Source organism: Pseudomonas chlororaphis (genome assembly GCA_001023535.1).
Taxonomy (GTDB): domain Bacteria; phylum Pseudomonadota; class Gammaproteobacteria; order Pseudomonadales; family Pseudomonadaceae; genus Aquipseudomonas; species Aquipseudomonas chlororaphis_E.
Map to the genome: position 1 here is coordinate 1,487,638 of CP011020.1, position 24,400 is coordinate 1,512,037.

At 60.3% G+C, this 24,400-nt stretch carries 24 protein-coding genes and 2 tRNA genes; 20 read left to right on the forward strand and 6 right to left on the reverse strand.

Going from position 1 to position 24,400, the window contains the following annotated elements:
- Nucleotide 1: 1 nt before the first annotated feature.
- The 5 genes from VM99_06385 to VM99_06405 form a co-directional block, all read right to left on the reverse strand.
- Nucleotides 2–739 carry a 1-(5-phosphoribosyl)-5-[(5-phosphoribosylamino)methylideneamino] imidazole-4-carboxamide isomerase gene (locus VM99_06385; GenBank protein AKJ97704.1) on the reverse strand — a complete coding sequence of 246 codons (738 nt, stop codon included), beginning with the start codon at nucleotides 737–739 and terminating at the stop codon, nucleotides 2–4.
- A gap of 42 nt (nucleotides 740–781) precedes the next feature.
- The gene (locus VM99_06390) at nucleotides 782–1,036 is read right to left on the reverse strand and encodes a 1-(5-phosphoribosyl)-5-[(5-phosphoribosylamino)methylideneamino] imidazole-4-carboxamide isomerase (protein ID AKJ97705.1); all 255 of its coding nucleotides are present in this window, start codon (nucleotides 1,034–1,036) and stop codon (nucleotides 782–784) included.
- Nucleotides 1,036–1,674 (reverse strand): imidazole glycerol phosphate synthase, encoded by a 639-nt coding sequence (gene hisH, locus VM99_06395; protein ID AKJ97706.1) that lies wholly within the window; start codon nucleotides 1,672–1,674, stop codon nucleotides 1,036–1,038. The genes VM99_06390 and hisH overlap by 1 nt, the downstream gene beginning before the upstream one ends.
- A complete protein-coding gene (locus tag VM99_06400; protein AKJ97707.1) occupies nucleotides 1,674–2,267 on the reverse strand; it encodes an imidazoleglycerol-phosphate dehydratase in 594 nt (197 codons plus the stop codon). Before VM99_06400 ends, hisH begins: the two co-directional genes overlap by 1 nt.
- 294 nt (nucleotides 2,268–2,561) lie before the next feature.
- Nucleotides 2,562–4,223 (reverse strand): MFS transporter, encoded by a 1,662-nt coding sequence (locus VM99_06405; protein ID AKJ97708.1) that lies wholly within the window; start codon nucleotides 4,221–4,223, stop codon nucleotides 2,562–2,564.
- 370 nt (nucleotides 4,224–4,593) lie between these two features.
- Here VM99_06405 and VM99_06410 point away from each other — a divergent pair, with 370 nt between their 5' ends.
- The 12 genes from VM99_06410 to VM99_06465 all read left to right on the forward strand — a co-directional run bounded on the left by VM99_06410 (nucleotide 4,594) and on the right by VM99_06465 (nucleotide 14,693).
- Nucleotides 4,594–6,822 carry a cell envelope biogenesis protein AsmA gene (locus VM99_06410; GenBank protein ID AKJ97709.1) on the forward strand — a complete coding sequence of 743 codons (2,229 nt, stop codon included), beginning with the start codon at nucleotides 4,594–4,596 and terminating at the stop codon, nucleotides 6,820–6,822.
- Entirely contained in the window at nucleotides 6,819–7,886 is a 1,068-nt protein-coding gene (locus VM99_06415; GenBank protein ID AKJ97710.1) for an adenine glycosylase, read from the forward strand. The genes VM99_06410 and VM99_06415 overlap by 4 nt, the downstream gene beginning before the upstream one ends.
- Complete coding sequence (locus VM99_06420) at nucleotides 7,883–8,155, forward strand: iron transporter (GenBank protein AKJ97711.1); 273 nt, start codon at nucleotides 7,883–7,885, stop codon at nucleotides 8,153–8,155. The genes VM99_06415 and VM99_06420 overlap by 4 nt, the downstream gene beginning before the upstream one ends.
- A 102-nt stretch (nucleotides 8,156–8,257) precedes the next feature.
- Nucleotides 8,258–8,333: transfer RNA gene (locus VM99_06425), tRNA-Phe, on the forward strand.
- A 126-nt stretch (nucleotides 8,334–8,459) separates the two neighbouring features.
- Entirely contained in the window at nucleotides 8,460–8,789 is a 330-nt protein-coding gene (locus VM99_06430; protein ID AKJ97712.1) for a hypothetical protein, read from the forward strand.
- Between the two features lie 64 nt (nucleotides 8,790–8,853).
- Nucleotides 8,854–9,261 carry a hypothetical protein gene (locus VM99_06435; protein AKJ97713.1) on the forward strand — a complete coding sequence of 136 codons (408 nt, stop codon included), beginning with the start codon at nucleotides 8,854–8,856 and terminating at the stop codon, nucleotides 9,259–9,261.
- A gap of 252 nt (nucleotides 9,262–9,513) precedes the next feature.
- Complete coding sequence (locus VM99_06440) at nucleotides 9,514–10,572, forward strand: 50S ribosomal protein L31 (GenBank protein ID AKJ97714.1); 1,059 nt, start codon at nucleotides 9,514–9,516, stop codon at nucleotides 10,570–10,572.
- 73 nt (nucleotides 10,573–10,645) lie between these two features.
- Nucleotides 10,646–11,251 carry a heme oxygenase gene (locus VM99_06445; protein ID AKJ97715.1) on the forward strand — a complete coding sequence of 202 codons (606 nt, stop codon included), beginning with the start codon at nucleotides 10,646–10,648 and terminating at the stop codon, nucleotides 11,249–11,251.
- Nucleotides 11,248–13,482, forward strand: coding sequence for a histidine kinase (locus VM99_06450; protein AKJ97716.1), 2,235 nt, complete (start codon nucleotides 11,248–11,250; stop codon nucleotides 13,480–13,482). Before VM99_06445 ends, VM99_06450 begins: the two co-directional genes overlap by 4 nt.
- Before the next feature lie 40 nt (nucleotides 13,483–13,522).
- Nucleotides 13,523–13,969 carry a hypothetical protein gene (locus VM99_06455; protein ID AKJ97717.1) on the forward strand — a complete coding sequence of 149 codons (447 nt, stop codon included), beginning with the start codon at nucleotides 13,523–13,525 and terminating at the stop codon, nucleotides 13,967–13,969.
- Between the two features lie 89 nt (nucleotides 13,970–14,058).
- Nucleotides 14,059–14,289, forward strand: coding sequence for an antitoxin (locus VM99_06460; protein ID AKJ97718.1), 231 nt, complete (start codon nucleotides 14,059–14,061; stop codon nucleotides 14,287–14,289).
- A complete protein-coding gene (locus tag VM99_06465; GenBank protein ID AKJ97719.1) occupies nucleotides 14,289–14,693 on the forward strand; it encodes a plasmid maintenance protein in 405 nt (134 codons plus the stop codon). Before VM99_06460 ends, VM99_06465 begins: the two co-directional genes overlap by 1 nt.
- 16 nt (nucleotides 14,694–14,709) lie before the next feature.
- Here the strand turns inward: VM99_06465 and VM99_06470 are convergent, their stop codons facing one another.
- Entirely contained in the window at nucleotides 14,710–14,889 is a 180-nt protein-coding gene (locus VM99_06470) for a hypothetical protein (protein AKJ97720.1), read from the reverse strand.
- 270 nt (nucleotides 14,890–15,159) lie between these two features.
- Here VM99_06470 and VM99_06475 point away from each other — a divergent pair, with 270 nt between their 5' ends.
- From VM99_06475 to VM99_06510, 8 genes are all read left to right on the forward strand, one after another.
- Entirely contained in the window at nucleotides 15,160–15,933 is a 774-nt protein-coding gene (locus VM99_06475) for an amino acid transporter (GenBank protein AKJ97721.1), read from the forward strand.
- Nucleotides 15,934–15,946: 13 nt separating this feature from the next.
- Entirely contained in the window at nucleotides 15,947–16,702 is a 756-nt protein-coding gene (locus VM99_06480; protein ID AKJ97722.1) for an amino acid ABC transporter, read from the forward strand.
- Nucleotides 16,703–16,780: 78 nt separating this feature from the next.
- Nucleotides 16,781–17,476, forward strand: a complete 696-nt coding sequence (locus VM99_06485; protein AKJ97723.1) for an ABC transporter permease — start codon at nucleotides 16,781–16,783, stop codon at nucleotides 17,474–17,476.
- Complete coding sequence (locus VM99_06490) at nucleotides 17,473–18,162, forward strand: ABC transporter permease (protein AKJ97724.1); 690 nt, start codon at nucleotides 17,473–17,475, stop codon at nucleotides 18,160–18,162. Before VM99_06485 ends, VM99_06490 begins: the two co-directional genes overlap by 4 nt.
- Nucleotides 18,143–19,375, forward strand: a complete 1,233-nt coding sequence (locus VM99_06495) for an SAM-dependent methyltransferase (GenBank protein ID AKJ97725.1) — start codon at nucleotides 18,143–18,145, stop codon at nucleotides 19,373–19,375. The genes VM99_06490 and VM99_06495 overlap by 20 nt, the downstream gene beginning before the upstream one ends.
- A 332-nt stretch (nucleotides 19,376–19,707) precedes the next feature.
- Complete coding sequence (locus VM99_06500) at nucleotides 19,708–20,532, forward strand: methyltransferase (protein ID AKJ97726.1); 825 nt, start codon at nucleotides 19,708–19,710, stop codon at nucleotides 20,530–20,532.
- Between the two features lie 75 nt (nucleotides 20,533–20,607).
- A tRNA-Thr gene (locus VM99_06505) sits at nucleotides 20,608–20,683 on the forward strand.
- Between the two features lie 172 nt (nucleotides 20,684–20,855).
- On the forward strand, nucleotides 20,856–22,178 hold the full coding sequence (locus tag VM99_06510; GenBank protein ID AKJ97727.1) for an integrase: 1,323 nt from the start codon (nucleotides 20,856–20,858) through the stop codon (nucleotides 22,176–22,178).
- The last annotated feature ends 2,222 nt before the right edge of the window (nucleotides 22,179–24,400 follow it).

Here is a 24,400-nt window from a genome sequence, read left to right on the forward strand (position 1 = left end):
CTCAGCCTTTGTAGGCGTCGCAGAAGGCCTGGGCCTCGGCGACATCCAGGGTGCCTTCGTAGATCGCGCGACCGGTGATCGCCCCGATGATGCCCGGCGCCTTGGCGTCGAGCAGTGTCTTGATGTCGCCCAGGTTGTGGATACCGCCGGAGGCGATGACCGGGATTTTCGTGGCCGCCGCCAGGGCCGCCGTGAACGGCACGTTGCAGCCCTGCATCATGCCGTCCTTGGCGATGTCGGTGTAGACGATGGCCGACACGCCGTCGGCTTCGAAACGCTTGGCCAGGTCGATCACCTGCACGGTGCTGACTTCAGCCCAACCGTCGGTGGCGACAAAACCGTCCTTGGCATCCAGGCCCACGATGACCTTGCCCGGGAACGCGCGGCAGGCTTCGGCGACGAATTCGGGCTCCTTCACGGCCTTGGTGCCGATGATCACGTAGCTCACGCCGGCCTTGACGTAGTGCTCGATGGTTTCCAGGGAGCGAATGCCGCCGCCGATCTGGATCGGCAGGTTCGGATAGCGCTTGGCAATGGCGGTCACCACTTCGCCGTTGACCGGTTGGCCTTCGAAGGCGCCGTTCAGGTCCACCAGATGCAGGCGCCGGCAGCCGCCCTCCACCCACTTGGCGGCCATGCTCACCGGGTCATCGGAGAACACCGTGGAATCTTCCATCCGGCCCTGGCGCAGACGTACGCAAGCGCCGTCCTTGAGATCGATAGCGGGGATAATCAGCATCTGGCAAACCTTCAAATACGAATATTCAGCTTGGCTCGAAAATCAGTTTTTCTCGAGCGCCCACAAGTCGCTTTCAATGCTTTCGAACCTTTCTTTAAGGTGCGCCTGCACATCGAAAATCGCCCTGTTGTAATAGTGCGGAGCAATTTCGCGGGTAAACAGCTCAAGAATTTCCGCCGCCTCGAACGAACCCAGGTCCAGTTCGAAACGCTCCTCCATGAACCGCTGGATCTTGCGGTTCGCCTCACTCTCCTGTTCAGGCGTGAGGGTGAGGATCGGCGGTTTCTTGCGCGCCATTACCAACGGCCGTCCCACGCCGCGAAGTTCTGCAACAGTTGCAGGCCGTGGGTATGGCTCTTTTCGGGGTGAAACTGCACGGCGAATCGCGAGCCGTCGGCCAGCGCCGCGGCGAAGTCGACGCCATAGTGACCGCTGCCCACCACCTGCCGGGCATTGCCGGCCGCGATGTAGTAGCTGTGCACGAAATAGAAGCGCGCCAGGTCCGGGATGTTGTGCCACAGCGGGTGGTCCACCGTCTGCTTCACTTCGTTCCAGCCCATGTGCGGGACCTTCAGGTGCTCGCCGTCTTCATGCAGGCCCTTGCCAAAGAACTTCACCTGGCCCGGGAACAGGGAGATGCAATCGACGCCGTCGTTCTCTTCGCTGCGTTCGAGCAAGGCCTGCATGCCCACGCAGATACCGAGGAACGGACGGTCCTGGCTGACTTCGTGCACCAGCTTGTCGAAGCCCAGGCGACGGATCTCGGCCATGCAATCGCGAATCGCGCCCACGCCAGGGAAGACCACCCGGTCGGCTTCGCGAATCACATCGGCGTCACTGGTGATCAGCACCTTGCCGGCACCCACGTGTTCGAGGGCCTTGGCCACCGAGTGCAGGTTGCCCATGCCGTAATCGATAACCGCGACCGTCTGCATTACAGGACGCCCTTGGTCGAAGGCATCTGCCCGGCCATGCGATCATCGAGCTCCACGGCCATGCGCAGCGCGCGGCCGAACGCCTTGAACACGGTCTCGATCTGGTGGTGGGTGTTGTGCCCGCGCAGGTTGTCGATGTGCAGCGTCACGTTGGCGTGGTTGACGAAACCCTGGAAAAACTCCTGGAACAGGTCGACGTCGAAGCCGCCGACGGTGGCACGGGTATACGGCACGTGCATCTGTAGGCCAGGACGGCCGGAGAAGTCGATGACCACTCGCGACAGCGCTTCATCGAGCGGGACATAGGCGTGGCCGTAGCGACGGATGCCTTTTTTGTCGCCGATGGCTTGGGTGAACGCTTGCCCCAGGGTGATACCGACGTCTTCCACCGTGTGGTGGTCGTCGATATGCAGGTCGCCCTTGCTGACGATGTCCAGGTCGATCAGCCCGTGACGGGCGATCTGGTCCAGCATGTGCTCAAGAAAAGGCACGCCGATATCAAACCGGGCCTTTCCGGTGCCATCCAGGTTGATCGAGGCTTTGATCTGGGTTTCCAGAGTGTCGCGCTCGACAGACGCCTTACGTTCGGCCATCACCAGCTCCGCAAAATCATTGGGCGAAAAAGGCAGCCATTATAGGGGCGCGAGCGGCAAACAGAAACACGGGAGGTGATATCGCTGACGGGTTGTTGCCCGTCCTGTCGGGGTTAGACATGTCCATACAAGCCATGGACGCAAATGTTTGCCATCACCCAGACACAAATGTGGGAGCGGGCTTGCCCGCGAAGAGGGTGTGTCAGTAAACATAAATGCTTCTGACCCACCGCCTTTGCGGGCAAGCCCGCTCCCACAAAGATCGACTTTACCTTGAAGGTTCAGACAACCCTCTTAGTGGAACAACACCGCCGTCTTCTGCAGGGTCACCCACACGCCCCACGCCAACGGAATGCCCACCACCAGCCAGGCGGCGAGCGCCAGCAGCTTGGTGCCTGGTGCAGCTTTCCATTCCAGCGAAGTGGTGCTGTCGGCGCCCTTGTCATGGCCCAGCGCCTGTTCGGCGGCCAGCTCGGCGTCGGTCATGAAGTACTTGTCGGCGACCGGGCGAACCATCAGGTTGCACAGGAAGCCCAGCACCAGCAGGCCGGCGAGGATGTACAGGGTGATGTCGTAGGCCGCGGCACGTTCAACGCCGATGCTCAACTGATACTCACGCAGGTAGTTCACCAGCACCGGGCCCAGCACGCCGGCAGCGGCCCAGGCGGTCAACAGGCGACCATGGATCGCGCCGACCATTTGCGTACCGAACAGGTCCGCCAGGTAGGCCGGCACGGTAGCGAAACCACCGCCGTACATCGACAGGATGATGCAGAACGCCGCCACGAACAGCGCGACGTTGCCCAGGTGGCCCAGGTTCGGGATCAGCGCGTACAAGGCAAAGCCCAGGGCGAAGAACACGAAATAGGTGTTCTTGCGACCCAGGTAGTCCGAGAACGATGCCCAGAAGAACCGGCCGCCGATATTGAACAGGCTCAACAGACCGGTGAAACCGGCGGCGATGGCCGCGATCTGGGCCAGTTGGCCAGCGTCCAGTTGGCCAAACGGCAGGTCGTTGCCGAGCAGCTTGCCGCCGAACACTTCCTGCAACAGGGGCGACGCCATGCCCAGGATGCCGATACCGGCGGAGACGTTCAGGCACAGCACCAGCCATACCAGACGGAACTGAGGGGTTTTCCAGGCCACGTTCACGTGCACGTGACGATGGGTGATCATCGCGTTCGCGGCTTTCTTCGGTGCCGGGGTCCAGCCTTCAGGCTTCCAGCCGGTCGGCGGCACGCGGTACGACAAGGCGCCACCGATCATGAACACGAAGTAGATCGCGGCCATGACCAGGAAGCTCTGCCACACGCCCACGCCGGTTGGCGAAGCGAAATGGTTCATCAGCGCCGCGGCCAGTGGTGCACCCACCATCGCACCGCCACCAAAGCCCATGATCGCCATGCCGGTCGCCATGCCGCGCTTGTCCGGGAACCACTTGATCAGCGTGGACACGGGGGAAATGTAGCCCAGGCCCAGGCCGATACCACCGATTACCCCGGAACCGACCCACATCAGCCAGATCTGATGGGTATAGATACCCAACGCGGAAATCAGCAAGCCACCGCACCAGCACAATGCCGACACGACGCCGGCCTTGCGTGGCCCGGCGTGTTCCAGCCAGCCACCCCAGATGGCTGCCGAGCAACCCAGGAAGATGAAGAACAGGGTGTAGATCCAGCCGAGCATCGAGATCGGCCAGTCGCATTGGGACGAGAAGACTTGCGAGATGAAGCTCATGTCCGGCGCACAGGCCACCGGTTTGGTGATCCCCAGGGCCTTGGACAGTGGCAACCAGAACACCGAGAAGCCATAGGCCATGCCGATGCACAGGTGGATGGCCAGCGCGGCCGGTGGAACCAGCCAACGGTTGAAACCGGGCTTGGCGATGATGCGCTCCTTGGAGAGGAACGCAGGCTGGTCGGCAACGCCGCCGGCCGTGATGCTCGTGCTCATTGTGTATCCCCCAATTATTAGAATGGTTCACCAGCCACGCATCACCCTCAGCCTTCATTGCACGCAGGCATGGCTGTATTTTCTGGTGAAGCTCCATAGTAGTGCGACATCAAGTCGCAGAAGGACGGCGAACGGACGAAAGGTTACCACTTGCAGGTGACAGAAAAACCAAAGTGATATCACCTTTTTCATGTCATCTGTCTTATCGCGCCGATGCCAGGTTTCTGTAGGGGGCTAACCATTTATTTTTTTCACGCCCCTTCTTGAGGGGCTGGGGCGCCGGGCGTCACCCATGATCGGCCAACGCGCCGTCACTCACGGCGTTATACTCCCAGGCTAAATTTTGAACTCAACCTATAAGGATTCGCCCATGAAAGCGTTCGGCAAAATCCTGGGTCTGGTACTTCTCGGGCTGTTGCTGATCATTGTGGCCCTGGGCTTCGCCCTGACCCACCTCTTCGATCCCAACGACTACAAAGAAGAAATCCGCCAGATAGCCCGCGACAAAGCCCACATTGAGCTGACCCTCAATGGCGACATCGGCTGGAGTCTGTTTCCATGGCTGGGTCTGGAACTGCACGAGGCCAGCGTGGCGACCCTGGCCAACCCGACACAACCGTTCGCCGACCTGCAGATGCTTGGCCTGTCGGTGCGGGTGATGCCGCTGCTGCGCCGCGAAGTGCAGATGAGCGACGTGCGGGTCGAAGGCCTGAACCTGCGCCTGAACCGCGACAAGAACGGCCACGGCAACTGGGAAGACATCGGCAAGGCGCCTGCCACGACGACAGCGAGCGCGCCGACTCCGGCACCGACCGAACAGCCGTCGACGCCGGCCAGCACCACGCCCGAAAAACCGGCCCAGCCGACCCGCCTGGACATCGACAGCCTGACCGTGAACAACGCCCGGGTCGAGTACACCGATGAGCAGACCGGCAAGCAATTCACTGCCGAAAGCATCCAGCTGAGCACCGGCGCGGTCCACGACTCGACCAACATCCCGGTCACTCTCACCGCGTTCCTGTCCAGCAACCAGCCGGCCGTGCGCGTGCGCACCGAGGTCACCGGCGAGCTGCGTTTCGAACGCGCCCTGCAGCGCTACAAGTTCGAAGACCTGAAACTGTCCGGCGAAGTCACAGGCGACCCCTTGCAGGGCAAGACCCTGAATTTTGCCGCCCAAGGCCAACTGTTCCTCGACAAGGCGGCGAACGTTGCCGAGTGGACCGGCATCAAGCTGTCGCTCAACCAACTGCGCGCCTTGGGCGAACTGAAGGTCAACGACCTCGACAAGACCCCGCAGCTTAACGGCGGCCTGTCGATTGCCCAGTTCGACCTGGCGAAGTTCGTCGACAGCGTCGGGCAGAAACTGCCAGCCATGGCCGAAGGCAGCTTGAGCAAGGTCGAACTGGTCAGCCGTGTCGCCGGCACGCCGACCAGTGTCGAGTTCAACAATATCAACCTGAAAGTCGACGACAGCAGCTTCAGCGGCCGCATTGCCGTGGAGGATTTCGCCAAGCAATCCCTGCGTGCACAGCTCAAGGCCGACACGTTCAACGTCGACCGCTACCTGCCGCCCAAATCCGCCGAGGCCGACAGCTCCAAGGCCGCCCGCGAAGCCGAAGTCAGCAGCACCGAGGCCAGTGCCATGGCGGGCGCCGGCACCACTCCGCTGCCGAATGCACCGACCCAGGGCGCCTGGAGCAACGACCGGCTGTTTCCGGTGGAACGCCTGGGCAAGCTGGACCTCGACGCCGACCTGACCTTCGGCCAACTGACCCTCGACAAACTGCCGATCCAGAACGCCGCACTCAAGGCCACAGGCCTGGGCGGGCTGCTGACCTTGGAGAACCTGCGTGGCGATCTGTACAACGGCAGCTTCGAGGCCAAGGGCACCCTGGACGTGCGCCAGCCGACGCCACAATTGAACCTGCAAACCCGCATCAACCGGGTGCCGGCCGAGAAGATCATCGAAAGCCAGGGCAAGGCTGCGCCCGTCAAGGGGCTGGTGACGCTCAACAGCGCGGTGACCGCCAGCGGCAACAGCCAGAAAGCCCTGATCGAGAGCCTCAACGGCAACGCCGGATTCGTCATCAACGATGGCGTGCTGCTCAATGCCAATCTCGAACAGCAGCTGTGCAAGGGCATCGCCACCCTCAATCGCAAGGCGCTCAGCGGCGAGCCCCGGGGCAAGGACACGCCGTTCCAGCAGCTCAACGGCAACCTGACGTTCCTCAATGGCGTGGCCAGCAACCCCGACCTGAAGGTGCGCATCCCCGGCATGACGGTCAACGGCAACGGCGATATCGACCTGCGAGTGCTGGGCATGGACTATCGCGTCGGGATCATCGTCGAAGGCGACAAGAGCGACATGCCCGACCCGGCCTGCCAGGTCAACGAGCGCTATGTCGACATCGAATGGCCGTTGCGCTGCCGTGGCCCGCTGGAACTGGGCGCCAAGGCATGCCGCCTGGACAGCGAAGGGATGGGCAAGGTCGCGGCGAAACTGGCCGGTGACCGCCTCGAAGACAAGATCGACGAAAAGCTGGGCGACAAAGTCAGCCCCGAGGTGAAAAACGCGCTCAAGGGGCTGTTCAAGCGATGACCGCCGAGCAATTTTCCAGCGCCGTGCTGGACTGGTTCGACCGCCACGGACGCCACGACCTGCCCTGGCAACAGGGCATCACGCCGTATCGGGTGTGGGTGTCGGAGATCATGCTGCAGCAGACCCAGGTCAGCACCGTACTCGGTTACTTCGATCGCTTCATGGCCTCGCTGCCCACGGTCCAGGCCCTGGCCGCCGCGCCGGAAGATGAAGTCCTGCACCTGTGGACCGGGCTGGGCTACTACACCCGTGCGCGCAACCTGCAGAAAACCGCGAAGATCGTCGTCGACCAGTATGGCGGCGAGTTCCCCCGGGATGTGGAGAAACTGACCGAGTTGCCAGGCATCGGCCTGTCCACTGCTGGCGCCATCGCCAGTATCAGCATGGGCCTGCGCGCGCCGATCCTCGATGGCAACGTCAAGCGGGTGCTGGCGCGCTTCACCGCCCAGGAAGGTTACCCAGGCGAACCCAAGGTGGCGAAACAGCTCTGGGCCACCGCCGAGCGCTTCACGCCGCAGGACCGGGTCAACGCCTACACCCAGGCGATGATGGACCTGGGAGCCACCCTCTGTACTCGCAGCAAGCCCAGTTGCCTGCTCTGCCCACTGAAAAAGGGCTGCGAAGCGCACATGCTGGGCCTGGAAACTCGCTACCCGATACCCAAGCCACGCAAAGAGGTGCCCAAGAAACGCACCTTGATGCCGATGCTGGCCAACCATGAAGGCGCGATCCTGCTTTACCGTCGTCCTTCCACCGGCCTGTGGGGCGGCCTGTGGAGCCTGCCGGAACTCGACGACCTCGATGATTTGCAGCATTTGGCCCTGCAACACGCGCTGGAGCTGGGCAACCAGCAGCAATTGCCGAGCCTGGTGCACACTTTCAGCCATTTCCAGCTGGCCATCGAGCCCTGGCTGGTCCAGGTCCGGGAAACCGGCCATCACGTGGCCGAGGCCGACTGGCTCTGGTATAACCTCGCCACCCCGCCGCGCCTGGGCCTCGCCGCTCCGGTCAAGACCTTGCTCGAACGCGCGGCCGCCGTATTGAACGCAGGAGAGTTGCAATGACCCGCACCATCATGTGCCGCAAGTACAAAGAAGAACTCGAAGGCCTGGAACGTGCGCCGTTCCCGGGCGCCAAGGGGCAGGACATCTACGACCACGTCTCGGCCAAGGCCTGGGGCGACTGGCAAAAACACCAGACCCTGCTGATCAACGAAAAACGCCTGAACATGATGAACGCTGAAGACCGCAAGTACCTTCAGGGCGAAATGGACAAGTTCTTTTCCGGCGAAGATTACGCCAAGGCCGAAGGCTACGTACCGCCGTCCGAATAAGCTGTAGCGACCGGGGGCGAATCGTAAGCGACGGTAATAATTAAATATTTTTTGATAACGTGCTTGACGCCCCCCTGAAAAACCCGTTTAATGCGCCCCGTTGCCCAGATAGCTCAGTCGGTAGAGCAGGGGATTGAAAATCCCCGTGTCGGCGGTTCGATTCCGTCTCTGGGCACCAAATACCGAAAACCCCGATCAAGTGATTGATCGGGGTTTTTTATTGCCTGGGGTTTCTTCCCCCCACCCAACCGACTCCGCTACATTCGACCCTCGTCACTCCACCTCCCCCAACAAACGAGTCGACATGGACATCACCGGCATCCCCTTTGGCACCACCGATTGGTCAACCATCGAACCCACCGTACACAACGGCGTTACCGGAACGGCGTATTGGCGCACCCGGCAGTTCGGGAACATCCGGGTCAGGATGGTGGAGTACACGGCGGGCTACCTGGCTGATCACTGGTGCACCAAGGGCCACATCCTGTTTTGCCTGAAAGGCGAGCTGAGCACCGAACTGGAGGACGGCCGGCAATTTGTGCTCAAGCCCGGCATGAGCTACCAGGTGGCCGATCAGGCCGAACCGCATCGTTCTTCCACCGCCCAAGGTGCCACGCTGTTCGTGGTGGATTGATTCGAAGCGAGCGCCTCGAAGCTGTAGCATGGGCAGCCTTATTTTTACGTCAGGAGCCCGGCCCATGGCATCGGTGAACAAGCAGCAAAAGCGCACTCAGCGCGCCAAGGCGAAAGCCAAGAAGAACCGCATCCAGCGTGCCGCGGCACCAAACGACTTTCTGGACCCGAACGATGAGCGCATCGACCTGGAGACGGTAGACCTGTCGGAACTGTTCGAATCCATGCGCGCCGCCGAAAAGGTCAGCCAGCAGGCCATGTGCTCGGTCTTCCTGGCGCATCCGTTGCTGGCCCTCGTCCTGGAGCAGGAGGGCGAGGAAGAAGCCACTGACTTCATCTTTACCGCGCTGATCGAATACCGGCGCCTGACCACCGGTGTCGATGAGCAAGCGGCCCTGGACTGGGTCGAAAGCCCGCAATTCCAGGCTGACTATGTCGCCGCCTCCCAGGCGCTGACGCAGCATCCGGATTAATTTCGCGCCTGGTCAATGAGAGGCTGTTCACGCCGGGTGGGCAGCCTCTTCGTCACGTATTCGCCTCTATTGGTGTGCCTACAGCTTTCTCGGATAGGTCCTACATGTCGGCGACACGTGGCCTAGCCAGTCCTCAAATCGGTCTGGCGTGACTCCCACTCTTTTCCTCCCGATCAATCAGCTTCGTCCGGCATCATCGAAACGCCGCGTGGCGCATCCTTTCGGTCCGCCCACTCCTTTGGCAGACATTCGATGAGCTCCCTTCTCCCCCAGGATGACCCGACACTGGCCCCACTCATCAGCGAGCTGGGTGACCTGATCCGGCAGGCACGACAGAAGGTGCTGCGCGCCGTTGATACCCTTCAAGTGCAAACCTGCTGGCAGATCGGCCGGCATATCGTCGAGTTCGAACAGGGCGGTGCCGAGCGGGCTGCTTATGGCGCGCGATTGCTGCCGACATTGGCCATCGAGCTTACGACGAAGTTCGGAAAAGGGTTTGATGAAAGAAATTTGCGGCACATGCGCGACTTTTATCAGACATTCCAAATTTGGAACGCAGTGCGTACCGAATTAAGCTGGACCCACTACCGCACGCTCCTGCGCGTAGAAAACGACGCAGCTCGCCAGTGGTACATGCACGAAGCCACCACACAAGGCTGGTCAACCCGGGCCCTGGAGCGTCAGATCGGTACCTTCTACTACGAACGCCTGCTGGCAAGCCGTGACCAGCCTGCGGTGAAAGAGGAAGCGGCGGCCAAGCTCAAGGAGATTGACCTGGGCCCCAGGGACATTGTCAGAGACCCTGTCGTCCTGGAGTTCCTAGGGCTGCCGAATGCCGGCACCTTGTTGGAAACCAACCTGGAACAGGCCTTGATCGACCAACTACAAGGCTTTCTCCTTGAGCTGGGCAAGGGCTTCGCCTTCGTTGCGCGCCAACAGCGCATCAGCACCGAAAGCAAGGACTTCTACCTGGACCTGGTGTTCTACAACTACCTGCTCAAGTGCTTCGTGATTGTCGACCTCAAGCGCGGTGAGCTGAGCCATCAGGACATCGGGCAAATGGACATGTACGTGCGCCTCTATGACGAGCTGAAGCGCGGGCCCGGCGACAAACCCACCGTCGGCATCATCCTCTGCGCCCAGAAGGACGAATCCGTGGTGCGCTACTCCGTCTTGCACGGCAACGAACAGCTGTTTGCCAGCCAGTATCAGCTCGTCCTTCCATCGGAAGAAGAATTGCGCCAGGCCCTGGATCGCGAGCGGGCGCGGCTTGAAGAAGCCAACCGCCAGACGGGCGATAAAAGCGGATAACCCTTTCAGAAATCCTGTGTACCATTGACGCGGATTTTTTTCCGTAACACGCCACCAAAGAGCTCTTTCCTGCATGTCATCGGCCGCACCCCACCCTTCCCTGATCCAGGCATTGCGGACCGAAACCGCCACCCTGCACATTGCCTTGGAGAAACGCCTGCCGTTTTTCTCCGAGCGCCTGGATCTCGCGCTGTATCGGCGCTTGATGGCGGCCTACTACGGTTTTTACCAGCCGCTGGAACAACGGCTTCACGTGCTTGCGCTGATACCGACCGGGCTGGACCAATCCCTGCGTGTCAAGCTCCCGGTGCTGCGGGCGGACCTCACGGCGCTGGGCCTGGATGACGCCGCAATCGACGCCCTGCCGACTTGCCAGGCGCTTCCCCGGATCGACTCGCGCGCCGCGGCGCTGGGTGTTTCCTATGTGCTGGAAGGCGCGACCCTTGGCGGGCAGATCCTGCGGCGCCGGGTGGCTGAGCAGTTGGGGCTCGATGCTTCCAGCGGCGCGGCGTTTCTCGACGTTTATGGTGAGTTCACCGGCCGACGCTGGAAGGACTTCCTCCAATACCTGGACGACAGGAACCTTGACCAAGCCCAAACGCTCGAAGTCACAAACGCTGCCAAGGCGACGTTTACCTATTTTGAACACTGGCTGGACAGCCAGGAGGTCCTGTTATGAACCCGGATAACCAAGAAGCCTTCGAAGAACTGCTGGCCAATTGCGCAGACGAACCGATTCGCTTCCCCGGGGCCATCCAGCCTCATGGCGTTCTGCTGATGCTGTCTGAGCCTGACTTTGTGATCCGCCAGGTCAGCGCCAACGTGCTGCAACTGATGGGCCACGACCCCGACCGGCTGCTGGGCAAGACCCTGGACGCCCTGTTCGGGCTGGAGCAGGCCGAAGCCATTCTTGTCGCCTGCCGTGCCGCTCCTGAAAGCGACAACGTGCCCGTGGCTATCGTCGTGAACCAGTTGCGCTTCGACGCCCTGGTGCATCGCCATCAAGGCGCCCTGATCGTCGAGCTGGAACAGCACCTGAGCGACTACCGCCCCGAAGGCGTCAGCGGCGAGGCCAACATGGGCCGCATGCTGCAACGCCTGCAAAGTGCGAAGACCCTTCAGGCCCTGTACGAAATCAGCGTGCGGGAAATCCAGGCGATGACCGGTTACGACCGCGTATTGATCTATCGCTTCGAAGAAGAAGGCCACGGCCAGGTGATCGCCGAAGCCAGCGCGCCGTCGATGGAGCTCTACAAAGGCCTGTTCTTCCCGGCCTCGGACATTCCCGAGCAGGCTCGCGAGCTGTACCGCACCAACTGGTTGCGCATCATCCCCCACGCCGACTATGCGCCGGTTCCTTTGGTCCCCGAGTTACGACCCGATACCGGGGCGCCCCTGGACCTGAGCTTCGCCACGCTGCGCAGCGTCTCGCCGATCCACCGCCAATACATGAAGAACATGGGTGTGCTGTCGTCCATGAGCATCTCGCTGATGGAAGGCGAGCGCTTGTGGGGGCTGATCAGTTGCGGCAACCGCGAGCCGCTGCTGGTCCCCCATGAAATGCGCATGGCCTGCCAGACCATCGGCCAAGTGCTGTCGTTGCAGATCAGTGCCATGGAAGCCCTGGAACTGACGCGCCAACGGGACGCCAAGCTTGCGAACCTGAAGGTGCTCGCCGCCGCCATGGCCGAGTCCACCCATAACGTGTTTGACGGCTTGTCCCACGAGCCGCAACGGCTGATGGACCTGGCCGACGCCTGCGGCGTGGCGATTCTGGAGGACAACAAGCTGCACCGCCACGGCCAATGCCCGGAGCCGGAGCAGATCCGCGAATTGCACAAATGGATCCTGGAAACCGGCCAGCCGGTGTTCGCCCACCACAACCTGGGCAGCATTTTCTCGCCGGCCCAGGCTTACCAGGAGGTGGCCAGCGGCGTACTGGCGATCCACCTGCCCAAGCCGGTGGAAAATGGCGTGCTGTGGTTCCGCCCCGAGGTGAAACAAACCCTCCAGTGGAGCGGCGATCCGCAAAAGCCCCTGGACCTGGAGAACAGCGAGACCGGCTTGCGCCTGCGGCCCCGGACGTCTTTCGAAATCTGGAAAGTCGAAATGGCCGGCATCAGCACCAAATGGACCCATGGCGACCTGTTCGCGGCCAATGACCTGCGGCGCTCGGCCCTGGAGAACGACCTGGCCCGCCAAGTCCACAAGGAGCGCCTGGCCGTGCAGGCTCGCGACGAGCTGGTGGCGGTGGTCTCCCATGACCTGCGCAGCCCCATGACGGTCATTTCCATGCTCTGCGGCATGATGCAAAAGGCCTTCAGCTCCGATGGCTCCCACAGCTCCAAGCGCATTTCCTCGGCCATCGACACCATGCAACAAGCCACCAGCCGTATGAACGCGCTGCTGGAAGACTTGCTCGACACCTCGAAGATCGACGCCGGACGCTACACCATCAATCCCCAGCCGATCGCCGTCAGCCAGATCTTCGAAGACGCCTTCTCGCTGTTGTCGCCGCTGGCTATCGCCAAGGCCATCGACATGTCCTTCCAGGCCGAACCCGACCTGAAGATCAACGCCGATCCCGAGCGCCTGTTCCAGGTGCTGTCGAACCTGATCGGCAACGCCATCAAGTTCACGCCGCAGAAAGGCCGCGTGGGCATCAGCGCGATGTCGGTAGGCAATGAGATCGTGTTCAGTGTTCGCGACACCGGCGAAGGCATTACCGCAGAGCAGTTGCCTCACGTGTTCGACCGCTACTGGACAATCAAGGAGGGCAACCCGAACGGCACCGGCTTGGGGCTGTACATCTCCAGGGGGATTGTCCAGGCCCATGGCGGTAAACTGCACGCCGAAAGCCAGCCAGGCAAAGGCAGCGAGTTCACCTTTACCGTGCCAAAAATCGACTGAGCCGGGCATATCCCCTGACTAATTGGAAACCGAAAGCCCAATGGCCTCACTGAACAAGCAGCAAAAACGCGCCAAGCGCGCCAAGGACAAAGCCAAGCAGATCCGCATGAGCGGGCGTAAATCCATCCCGATGTATGGCGACCCCGCCTACGCCACCGCTCAACCGCCGGTGTATGTGCTGGAGCTGTTCGCCAAGCTGCGCGAAGCCGAGGCCGTCAGCCGTGCCGAACTGCTCGACACGCTGCTTTCCTCCCTGAGCGGGATGATCAGCGAACGTCCAGGCCTGCTCGACCTGAAAAATGCCGAAAACGAAAGCATGGCGGCCACCAACCTGGCCGCCGACATGCTGGTGGACTACCGCATGTGGGCCGACGACATGGACCGTGAAGCGGCGCAACGCTGGCTCAGCACCCCGGAGTTCATCAAGGACTTCAGCGAGGCGCTGGATCGGTATCGCCAGTCGATGGAAGAACCCGCCAGCGAATAAACCGGCCGGCTATTCGTCACCGTGGTATATCCCATTGACATATCCCTCCATTATCCTATGCTTCAACTGCATCCAATGGAGGACGGCACATGGAACAAACCACCCTTTTCATGAGCAACCGCAGCCAAGCGGTCCGGCTACCCAAGGCAGTGGCGATGCCAAGCGACGTAAAGCGTGTAGACGTGATCGCCATAGGCAGAACGCGCATTATCACGCCGGCTGGCGAAGCCTGGGATAGCTGGTTCGATGGCGATAACGCCACGGCAGACTTCATGGCAGAGCGTGAACAGCCTGCCGATCAGGAGCGTGAGTCTTTCTGATGATCAAGTTCATGCTCGATACCAACGTCTGTATTTTCACCATCAAGAACAAGCCCCAGATCGTCAGAGAAGCTTTCAATCGTCATCACGGCCAGCTCTGCATCAGCGCCGTCACACTGATGGAGTTGATCTACGGCGCAGAAAAGTCATCCGCCCCAGAGAAAAATCTCGGCGTCATCGAAGGGTTCTGTGCCCGACTTGAGGTTTTACCTTTCGGTTATGACGCCGCAGCCCATACCGGCATGATCCGGGCAGAGCTGGCAAAGATTGGCAGGCCAATCGGCCCCTACGACCAGATGATTGCCGGCCATGCCCGCTCCCTCGGGTTGATCGTAGTCACCAATAATCTGAAAGAATTCGAAAGAGTCCCCGGACTGCGCATCGAGGATTGGACAGGGATGTAACTTCGGTTGCCTGAAGTTAAAAAGCTCCATCAAAACTCCTGTTCAGGAAACAGCGGAACATTGGCTTCACAGCCCTGAAGTACAGGCGGATTTCGAAACAGCACGCGCCAGCTTCAGAGAGGTCCTCAAAATATTGTGGGATCTTGAGGACGCTCCCGAATAACCCGAAGTTACTTCTGATTGCGGTAACGCTCATCCGATTAACCCTTCCAACCCCTGTCCAAAGCTGGCACCATCGCGCCTTTTTTTACGCGACTCCCCCGGGATTTTTAGCGGTAGACACGGTTCAAACGGCCGTTCGGTTGTTGATGGCGCGACAGTCTGCTGCGGCGATGCGACAACCTGCCGCACATCACCGATTTACCCCCCGTAGCGCTGTTGGCGACCATTCGGACGCATGCTAGCTTGGCCGCCTCGCCACGGAAGGCAGCCAACAGCAAGGGAGCACACACCATGAGGACCGCACATGGCCCAGGCCACGCCCGCGCTTGAAATCCGCAACCTGCATAAACGCTACGGACAGTTGGAGGTGCTCAAAGGCGTCTCGCTGACCGCCCGCGACGGCGATGTGATCTCGATCCTGGGTTCCTCCGGTTCCGGCAAGTCGACATTCCTGCGTTGCATCAACCTGCTGGAAAACCCCAACCAGGGTGAAATCCTGGTGGCCGGCGAAGCGCTCAAGCTCAAGGCCGCGAAAAACGGCGAGTTGGTGGCCGCCGACGGCAAACAGATCAACCGCATGCGCAGTGAGATTGGTTTTGTGTTTCAAAACTTTAATCTCTGGCCGCACATGAGCATCCTCGACAACATCATCGAAGCCCCACGCCGGGTGCTCGGCCAGAGCAAGGCCGAGGCCATCGAAGTCGCCGAAGCCTTGTTGGCCAAGGTCGGCATTGCCGACAAGCGCCACGCCTACCCCGCCGAACTCTCCGGCGGCCAGCAACAGCGCGCCGCCATCGCCCGCACGCTGGCGATGCAACCCAAGGTGATTCTGTTCGACGAGCCGACCTCCGCCCTTGACCCGGAAATGGTCCAGGAAGTACTTAGTGTGATCCGCGCCCTGGCCGAAGAAGGCCGCACCATGCTGCTGGTGACCCACGAAATGGGTTTCGCCCGCCAGGTCTCCAGCGAAGTGGTGTTCCTTCATCAGGGCCTGGTCGAGGAGCAAGGATCGCCACAGCAGGTCTTCGAAAACCCGCTTTCGGCGCGCTGCAAACAATTCATGTCCAGCAACCGCTAACGGAGCAGTACATATGCAGATCTACAAGAAATTCCTTTTGGCCGCTGCCGCCAGCCTGGTGCTCTCGGCCAATGCCATGGCGGCCGAAAAGCTGAAGATGGGCATCGAAGCGGCCTACCCGCCGTTCAACAACAAGGACGCCAGCGGCCAGGTCGTGGGCTTCGACAAGGACATCGGCGACGCCCTGTGCGCCAAGATGAAAGTCGAGTGCGAAGTGGTCACCTCCGATTGGGACGGCATCATCCCGGCCTTGAACGCCAAGAAGTTCGACTTCCTGATCTCCTCGCTGTCGATCACCGAGGAACGCAAGCAGGCGGTGGACTTCACCGACCCGTACTACTCCAACAAGCTGCAGTTCATCGCGCCGAAAAACGTCGACTTCAAAACCGATAAGGACTCGCTCAAAGGCAAGGTCATCGGTGCACAACGGGCGACCCTGGCCGGCACCTGGCTGGAAGACGAACTGGGCAGCGACATCACCGCCAAGCTCTACGACACCCAGGAAAACGCCTACCTGGACCTGACCTCCGGACGCGTCGATGCGATCCTGGCAGACAAGTACGTCAACTATGACTGGCTGAAAACCGACGCCGGCCGCGCCTACGAATTCAAGGGCGACCCGGTGGTGGAAAGCGACAAGATCGGCATCGCCGTGCGCAAGGGTGACGACGAGCTGCGCAACAAGCTGAACGCCGCGCTCAAGGAAATCGTCGCCGACGGCACCTACAAGAAAATCAACGACAAGTACTTCCCGTTCAACATCTATTGATGCTGACGTGCGTGGCCGACGCTGCTGCACCGCAGCGCCGGCCCTTTGCAAAGCCTGCCGCGATATGAACACACACCCATGATGATCGACCTCTACGGATTCGGCCCGGCGCTCGCCGCCGGCGCGCTGATGACCGTCAAACTGGCACTCTCGGCCTTGTGCCTGGGGCTGGTGCTGGGCCTGCTCGGCGCCTTGGCCAAGACCTCACCGTACAAGCCGCTGCAATGGCTTGGCGGCACTTACTCGACACTGGTCCGCGGTATTCCGGAATTGCTCTGGGTGCTGCTGATCTACTTCGGCACCGTCAACCTGATGCGTGCACTGGGCGAGTACCTGGGCAATCCCGACCTGGCCCTCGACGCCTTCGCCGCCGGCGTCATCGCCCTGGGCCTGTGCTTTGGCGCCTATGCGACGGAAGTGTTTCGCGGGGCGATCCTGGCGATTCCCAAAGGGCACCGTGAAGCCGGCGTCGCCCTGGGCCTGTCGAAATGGCGGATCTTCACCCGGTTGATCATGCCGCAGATGTGGCGCATCGCCCTGCCGGGCCTGGGCAACCTGTTCATGATCCTGATGAAGGACACCGCGCTGGTCTCGGTGATCGGGCTGGAAGAAATCATGCGCCACGCACAGATCGGCGTGACCGTGTCCAAGCAGCCATTCACCTTCTACATGGTGGCCGCGTTCATGTACCTGGGCCTGACCGTATTCGCCATGGCCGGCATGCACCTGCTGGAACGACGCGCCGCGTGCGGCTTTATCAGGAGCACCCAATGAACTGGGAAGTCATCATCAAGTGGCTGCCAAAACTGGCCCAGGGCGCGACGCTGACCCTGGAACTGGTGGCCATCGCCGTGATCGCCGGGCTGTTGCTGGCCATCCCACTGGGTATCGCCCGCTCTTCACGCCTGTGGTACGTGCGGGCGTTGCCCTACGCCTACATCTTCTTTTTCCGTGGCACTCCGTTATTGGTCCAGTTGTTCCTGGTGTATTACGGCCTGGCGCAGTTCGATGCCGTGCGCAGCAGCGCGCTCTGGCCGTACCTGCGGGACCCGTTCTGGTGCGCCACGGTCACCATGACCCTGCACACCGCCGCCTACATTGCCGAGATCCTGCGCGGTGCGATCCAGGCCATCCCCCGTGGCGAGATCGAAGCCGCACGGGCCCTGGGCATGTCGCGGCCCAAGGCGCTGTTCTACATCATGCTGCCCCGTGCCGCGCGCATCGGCCTGCCGGCCTACAGCAACGAAGTGATCCTGATGCTCAAGGCCAGCGCCCTGGCCAGCACCGTGACCCTGCTGGAACTCACCGGCATGGCCCGTACCATCATTGCCCGGACTTACCTGCCGGTGGAGATCTTCTTCGCGGCCGGCATGTTCTACCTGTTGATGGCGTTCCTGCTGGTGCAAGGCTTCAAGCAGCTGGAGCGCTGGTTACGCGTCGATGCCTGCCAAGGACGCTGACGGCGGCGTGCTGACGGGCGAAGCGCTGCTCGCCCGTTTCACGGCGCTGGATGGGTTTCTCACCGCACACCAGGCCTTGTGGAAACCGCGGCCGTTCACCCATCTGCAGCTCCCCTGGGAAACGTCTTACCCAGAGATGGCCCATTGGCTCCGCCAGCGCCCCTTGGAAGCCGCCGAACACGACCATCACCAGCCTTGGCTGATCGAGCACGCGCCAGCCCCCTTTGCGGAACTGGCGGCCGCTTCCCGCACCTTGAGTTCAGTTGCACCCCTGCCCGCACGAACGCTGGACGCACCGACCCATCGCCTCAATGTCGAGGTGCCCGGGCGTAAATGGCAGCAGATCGAAGCCTTCGCCAGCCGCCTGCGCTTTGCCAGCGAACCCATCCATTGGCTGGACTGGTGCGCCGGCAAAGGCCATCTCGGCCGCCGCCTGCTGCACGGCGAGCAACGCCTGACCTGCCTGGAATACGACCCCACGCTGGTCGATAGCGGCCAGCAGTTGAGCCAGCGTCACCACTTGCCTGCCATGCACCTGCGCCAAGACGTGCTAGCGGCAGACGCCGCCCAGGCAATCGCCCCTGAACACACACCGGTGGCCCTGCATGCCTGCGGCGACCTGCATGTGCGCTTGCTCCACTTGGCCAGCGCGGCCGGGTGTGCGCAGCTGGCCATCGCCCCGTGTTGCTACAACCGCATCAGCGCCGAGCACTATCAGCCGCTGTCCGACGCGGCCAAGAGTTCCGCCCTACAGCTTTCTCTCGACGATCTCGGCCTGCCGCTGACCGAAACCGTGACCGCTGGCGCCCGGGTGCGAAGGCAACGAGACCAGTCCATGGCCCGCCGCCTGGGCTTCGACCTGCTGCAACGGCAAATCCGAGGGTGCGACGACTACCTGCCAACCCCGTCCTTGCCCAGCGCCTGGCTGGAAAAATCCTTCGCCCAGTACTGCATCGATCTGGCGGCCCTCAAAGACCTATCCACAGTCGGCAGGCCCGATTGGGCCGCACTGGAAGCCGCGGGCCAGCAACGCCTGGCCGAAGTGCGCAACCTGGAACTGGTGCGTGGTCTTTTCCGACGCCCGCTGGAGCTTTGGCTGGTACTGGACCGGGCACTTTTCCTCAGCCACAAAGGCTACACCGTGCGCCTCGGCACCTTCTGCGAAACACCCCTGACGCCGCGAAACCTGATGCTGCTGGCAGAGCGTCATTAAATCCCTCGCAGCCTGTGGATAACTCTGTTGATGGAATCTGCCTGGATCCAACGGAACCGCGATTTGTTGACCGAATTCACTGTGTTCATTTTTTGTTCACATGGATAAAAAACCATGAAAACAGCTATTTGCGACCCAATGAGAACGTGTTCACAAAATGGCAAGGTTCAAGCGGCTGCATCCATCCCGTTGTGCATAAGCATCTAAGCAAAACGACATAACCGCCGAATTCAGTGCTGCCTTACAGCACTCATTGCACCCGGCCTGGCGGTGCTATACAACAACCGAACGTATCCTGATTGACACCCCGCCGACACATTCAAGGATTGGTCGTGACGTTCATTTCCTACGCACAAAACTTCGAAGACATACGCCTGTGGCGCGCCCTTCAACAGGTGGAGAACGGCTTTTACCTCGACGTCGGCGCCAACCATCCGACCGATGATTCCGTTACCCGGGCTTTCTACGACCACGGCTGGCAGGGTATCAACATCGAACCGGTGCAGGCCTACTACGCCGCGCTCTGCCAGGAGCGTCCCCGAGACATCAACCTGCAATGCGTGGCCGGCGACAACGCCGACAGCCTGACCTTCTACACCATCGCCGACACCGGGCTGTCCACCGTCGAACCCAACGTCGCCCAACAGCACCGCGACGCCGGCATGGACGTGCGCACCCAAACCGTCCAATCCCGCACCCTGGCCTCGATCTGCGAAGAGCATGTGCAGGACCGCCCCATCCACTTCTTGAAAATCGACGTGGAAGGCCACGAAGAAACCGTGCTGCGCGGCATGGACTTCAGCCGCTGGCGCCCCTGGATCATCCTCATCGAAACCCCATGGGCCCGCGACCAGGCCTGGGAAGCCCTGGTGACCGGCGCCGGCTACCAGTCCATCCTGTTCGACGGCATCAACACCTACTACCTCGCCGAAGAACACCTGGCCCTCAAGCCGGCCTTCGACATCCCACCCTGCAACCTCGACGGCTTCCAACTGCGCAAAGGCCACCCCTTCAGCCACCCCCTGGACGACACCGACGCCCAACTGACCGCCGCCCTGCAACGCGCCGAACAGGCCGAGGCCCAACTCCACGCCATCCAAAACAGCCGTACCTGGCGCGCCTTGCAGAAACTGCGCAACGTGCTGCACCGCACCTGAGCCAACCTCGCGCAAAAATATTCAGAATTCAGGGGTTTACAGAACGCGCCCAACCGCTATAATCGTCGCCCACACGCCGGTATAGCTCAGTTGGTAGAGCAACTGACTTGTAATCAGTAGGTCCCGGGTTCGATTCCTGGTGCCGGCACCATCCAAGGTTCCATAGAAGGCTTTCAAAATCTCTGGAACCCCCGAAAAACCCGCCTTCTGGCGGGTTTTTTCGTTTTGGCATTCCATCGGTTTCCGTCAGAAACCGGTGGATTCCAACCGTTTTAAGGGTAGAGTTTGGGATACAGGTCACTTCGATAAAAGGGAGTACCCTTATGTCGCGCACCACAGCTCCGCTCTCCGACGCAGCTTGCCGCTTGGCAAAACCTACAGACCGCGCCTACAAGCTTTTCGACGGCGATGGCCTCTATCTCCTAGTCCAACCCAATGGCCGCAAAGGCTGGCGGCTCCGTTACGTCAAACCTGACGGACGGGAAGGACTGACCTCGTTCGGCAACTACCCCGTCATTGGCCTCGCCGATGCGCGCCGCAAGCGCTTGGAAGTCAAGCGAATGCTGGCAGATGGCGTTGATCCTATAGAGACCAAGCACCAAGCCAAGGCGGAAGCCGTAATCAAAGGCAGAACCTTTGAAAGCGTTGCGCTCGACTGGCATACGGAAATGTCGGCCAAGTGGGCACCAGGCCATTCCAAGACTGTGATGAGTCGCCTCAAAACCCACGTGTTCCCGCTGATCGGCGCTCGCGCCATTGTCGACCTCGACACCCATGACCTCATGCAGCCCTTGGAAGCGATCAAGAAGCGCGGAACAATAGACGTAGCTTTAAGGGTACAAAACTACCTGCAGAGCATCATGCGCGAGGCAAAACGCCTCCGGCTTATCACCGCCAACCCTGCATACGACCTCGAAGGCTTGATCAAAGCCCCGCGGGTGGTACATCGCCCCGCTCTACCCTTATCGCGACTGCCGGAACTACAGGAGCGGATCGACACCTATAAAGGCCGGGCACTTACCCGTCTGACGGTGATGCTGTCGCTGCATGTGTTTGTACGATCCAGCGAGCTGCGTTTCGCACGCTGGAGCGAGTTCGACCTCAAGCGCGGCACCTGGGAGATACCGGACACTCGACCCGCGTTGGAAGGCGTACCCTTTTCCACAAGGGGTACGAAGATGGCAGGGGATATCCATTTAGTACCCTTATCGCCGCAAGCAGTGGCGCTACTCGAAAAAATCCATGCACTCACAGGCAAATTCGCATTGGTCTTCGCAGGTGATGCCAAACCCTGGAAGCCCATGTCCGAAAATACCGTGAACAACGCGCTACGGACTATGGGATACGACACCAAAACCGATATCTGCGGGCATGGGTTTCGTTCGATGGCCTGCAGCGCACTGATCGAGTCAGGATTGTGGTCGGAGACAGCCATTGAAAGGCAGATGAGCCACAAGGAACGCAACAACGTCCGCGCCGCTTACATCCACAAGGCCGAGTTCATTGAGGAGCGCAGGCTAATCATGAATTGGTGGAGCCGGTATCTGGAGACCAACCGGCAGGAGCATCTCACTCCACACGAATTCGCGAACCAGACCGGAGCGAACGTCACTCGCCTAAAAGCAAAACGTGGCGCAACTGAGTAAGTGCTCGGTCTACATATATCAGTGGTCCGCTTGTCCACGCGGGTCCATCCAAACAGGGCTGCAAAGCCGCCCTGCTTGGATGGACCTCACTTAAAAAATCTAAAGCCCACGTAACTGTCTGTGGAAAACCACTGATTTCCACCGGTGGATAATTTCATCCACAGCCGCAAAACTCCCGAAAATTCGAGCCTTGACCCGAATTATCCACAGGCGTAGAAAAGATCGGGCAAAGCGCTGTCGTTGACAGCAACCCAGGTAGCCAGAACCTTTAAGGCTACGCCACACGGTGGTGGTTCTCCCAAAGTGCGATTAGCGTCCGGCGGCTCGCACGGTCACAGCGATGTGATGGATGCCTACTTTTACCAGTGTGCCCACTGCGGCAACTCACCCCCTTTCATAGCTGCCCTGCAGCAACCTATCCCTTTGGCCATTCATTGCGCCAACCTGCGCCCGTCTCTTTCTTCCGGAAAGAGACGGGCGCTCCTACCGCTGCTGCAGCCCAACTCGTACAAGGCATTGCGGCATTTTCCTTCGTGACAATCGGCGTGACAAATACCGAAGTCACCAGCAACAGCGATGCAGATGATGGTGCCGCAATCCACGGAATGGACTTCACCTGACTGACAGTCAGGCATGCCCCGGTCATCGCTTCACTGCCTTAACCCGACTCAGGATCTCGCGGCGCTGGTCTCGTCAGCCAGTGCAGCCTCCACCCGCCCACTTCTTCGGAAGTGCTCAGGAGGCCAGATCATGAGATGCCCAAGCTCCCGGTCGTAAGGAGCCGCCAGTCCCGCGTTAGTGGACAACCCTCACAGGTCGCAGGGGCCTTGATCCCTGATAACACTCAACATTCTTGGCGGGATGACGTGGGGAAGGTTTTGAGGCTCAGCTTCGAGAGGAGTTTGATCATGGCATTGGTCGGGAAAAGGGATGGGCGCAATTTTGGGTGGGGTCGGCAACTGAGCTATGCCGGGCCGCAGGCATTACGGGACATATATGGTGGTGGTCACTACAGCACGGTCAAAACGCACAGCGACCGGTGGCAAGCATTCGTGCGCTGGTGCAGATCGGAGGATGGGCCGGGCGTTAATGATGCACGACAAATAAATCGGCAGACACTTGCTGACTATGCGTTGCATCTGCGTAATTTGGTCGAGGTCGGCGAGCTGGCCGTTGCTACCGCACAGAATTGCCTATCCAGCGTAAACCGGACCATGGCAGCGCTTCGCGGTGATCAGCACGTGAAGCTGCCAAGCCCGAGCAAGGCACTAGGAATGCAGCGCACCACCGTTCGTACGACTGCTCCACAAGGTCAGGATCGTCAGCGAGTTAAATGTATAGCCGGGATACTCCGCGAAATACATCCCCGCGCTGCAGCCATACTACTCCTAGCACGTGCTACCGGGATGCGTTTGCGCGAGGCAGTGCTAGCGGATCTCATACGGCTGAACCGTGAGGCCAATCAGCTTGGCAGGATAAATATCCAAGAAGGTACCAAAGGCGGCCGCAGGGGTGCTACGGCGTCTCGCTGGATCGAAGTAGATGAACATATTCTCGAAGCACTTCGCTACGCTAAACAGGTCACTCCGTACGGTAGCCGAAACTTAATTGCATCAACCGAGACTTATATCAGTTTCCAGCGGGACACTATAAGACCATCCCGACAAATTCTAAAATTGCACAATCTCAAAGGATTTCATGAGTTGCGGGCGGCGTACGCATGTGAGCGCTATGAGAAAATCACCGGCCACCTCGCACCAGTATTTGGCGTCATCTGCGGTCGTCCCCATAGAAACATTGACAGACGGGCTCGTTTACAACTCAGCTATGAACTAGGACACGGTCGAATCGACGTGGCTTCGGCTTATATAGGAAGTGCAGTATGAGAGGCGAGTATAATATGGAGCTTTTTCTATCTTGAGTTCTGAATGGCGCACCCGCGACACGCAACCGCCACATCCGCCAAGCTAACGAAATCCAAAGAGCGATATATGAACGATGGCATCGTAATAATCCGTGGTCTTGGAGGCGTAAACATTTAGCTTGGTTTCTGACCCACGGCCTAGAAAAACATTCCAAATCAACTCAATACTATTATTTATTAACAGTACGCCTGATAGCCTCGCGAAGAGCAAAGACTTGGAAATTTTAACCCCCCCCGTTGGATCTCATGACCCATTAGGTATTTTATTGGGGAGAGAATTAATCACCTCCCCTGCTAC

Coding starts and splice junctions, on each gene's coding strand:
- VM99_06485 (AKJ97723.1), top strand. CDS start 16,781: ATGATGATCGACCTCTACGGATTCGGCCCGGCGCTCGCCGCCGGCGCG.
- VM99_06480 (AKJ97722.1), top strand. CDS start 15,947: ATGCAGATCTACAAGAAATTCCTTTTGGCCGCTGCCGCCAGCCTGGTG.
- VM99_06385 (AKJ97704.1), bottom strand. CDS start 739: ATGCTGATTATCCCCGCTATCGATCTCAAGGACGGCGCTTGCGTACGT.
- VM99_06490 (AKJ97724.1), top strand. CDS start 17,473: ATGAACTGGGAAGTCATCATCAAGTGGCTGCCAAAACTGGCCCAGGGC.
- VM99_06400 (AKJ97707.1), bottom strand. CDS start 2,267: ATGGCCGAACGTAAGGCGTCTGTCGAGCGCGACACTCTGGAAACCCAG.
- VM99_06455 (AKJ97717.1), top strand. CDS start 13,523: ATGGCCTCACTGAACAAGCAGCAAAAACGCGCCAAGCGCGCCAAGGAC.
- VM99_06470 (AKJ97720.1), bottom strand. CDS start 14,889: ATGAGCGTTACCGCAATCAGAAGTAACTTCGGGTTATTCGGGAGCGTC.
- VM99_06510 (AKJ97727.1), top strand. CDS start 20,856: ATGTCGCGCACCACAGCTCCGCTCTCCGACGCAGCTTGCCGCTTGGCA.
- VM99_06475 (AKJ97721.1), top strand. CDS start 15,160: ATGGCCCAGGCCACGCCCGCGCTTGAAATCCGCAACCTGCATAAACGC.
- hisH (AKJ97706.1), bottom strand. CDS start 1,674: ATGCAGACGGTCGCGGTTATCGATTACGGCATGGGCAACCTGCACTCG.
- VM99_06465 (AKJ97719.1), top strand. CDS start 14,289: ATGATCAAGTTCATGCTCGATACCAACGTCTGTATTTTCACCATCAAG.
- VM99_06415 (AKJ97710.1), top strand. CDS start 6,819: ATGACCGCCGAGCAATTTTCCAGCGCCGTGCTGGACTGGTTCGACCGC.
- VM99_06495 (AKJ97725.1), top strand. CDS start 18,143: ATGCCTGCCAAGGACGCTGACGGCGGCGTGCTGACGGGCGAAGCGCTG.
- VM99_06420 (AKJ97711.1), top strand. CDS start 7,883: ATGACCCGCACCATCATGTGCCGCAAGTACAAAGAAGAACTCGAAGGC.
- VM99_06435 (AKJ97713.1), top strand. CDS start 8,854: ATGGCATCGGTGAACAAGCAGCAAAAGCGCACTCAGCGCGCCAAGGCG.
- VM99_06445 (AKJ97715.1), top strand. CDS start 10,646: ATGTCATCGGCCGCACCCCACCCTTCCCTGATCCAGGCATTGCGGACC.
- VM99_06410 (AKJ97709.1), top strand. CDS start 4,594: ATGAAAGCGTTCGGCAAAATCCTGGGTCTGGTACTTCTCGGGCTGTTG.
- VM99_06440 (AKJ97714.1), top strand. CDS start 9,514: ATGAGCTCCCTTCTCCCCCAGGATGACCCGACACTGGCCCCACTCATC.
- VM99_06450 (AKJ97716.1), top strand. CDS start 11,248: ATGAACCCGGATAACCAAGAAGCCTTCGAAGAACTGCTGGCCAATTGC.
- VM99_06390 (AKJ97705.1), bottom strand. CDS start 1,036: ATGGCGCGCAAGAAACCGCCGATCCTCACCCTCACGCCTGAACAGGAG.
- VM99_06460 (AKJ97718.1), top strand. CDS start 14,059: ATGGAACAAACCACCCTTTTCATGAGCAACCGCAGCCAAGCGGTCCGG.
- VM99_06430 (AKJ97712.1), top strand. CDS start 8,460: ATGGACATCACCGGCATCCCCTTTGGCACCACCGATTGGTCAACCATC.
- VM99_06405 (AKJ97708.1), bottom strand. CDS start 4,223: ATGAGCACGAGCATCACGGCCGGCGGCGTTGCCGACCAGCCTGCGTTC.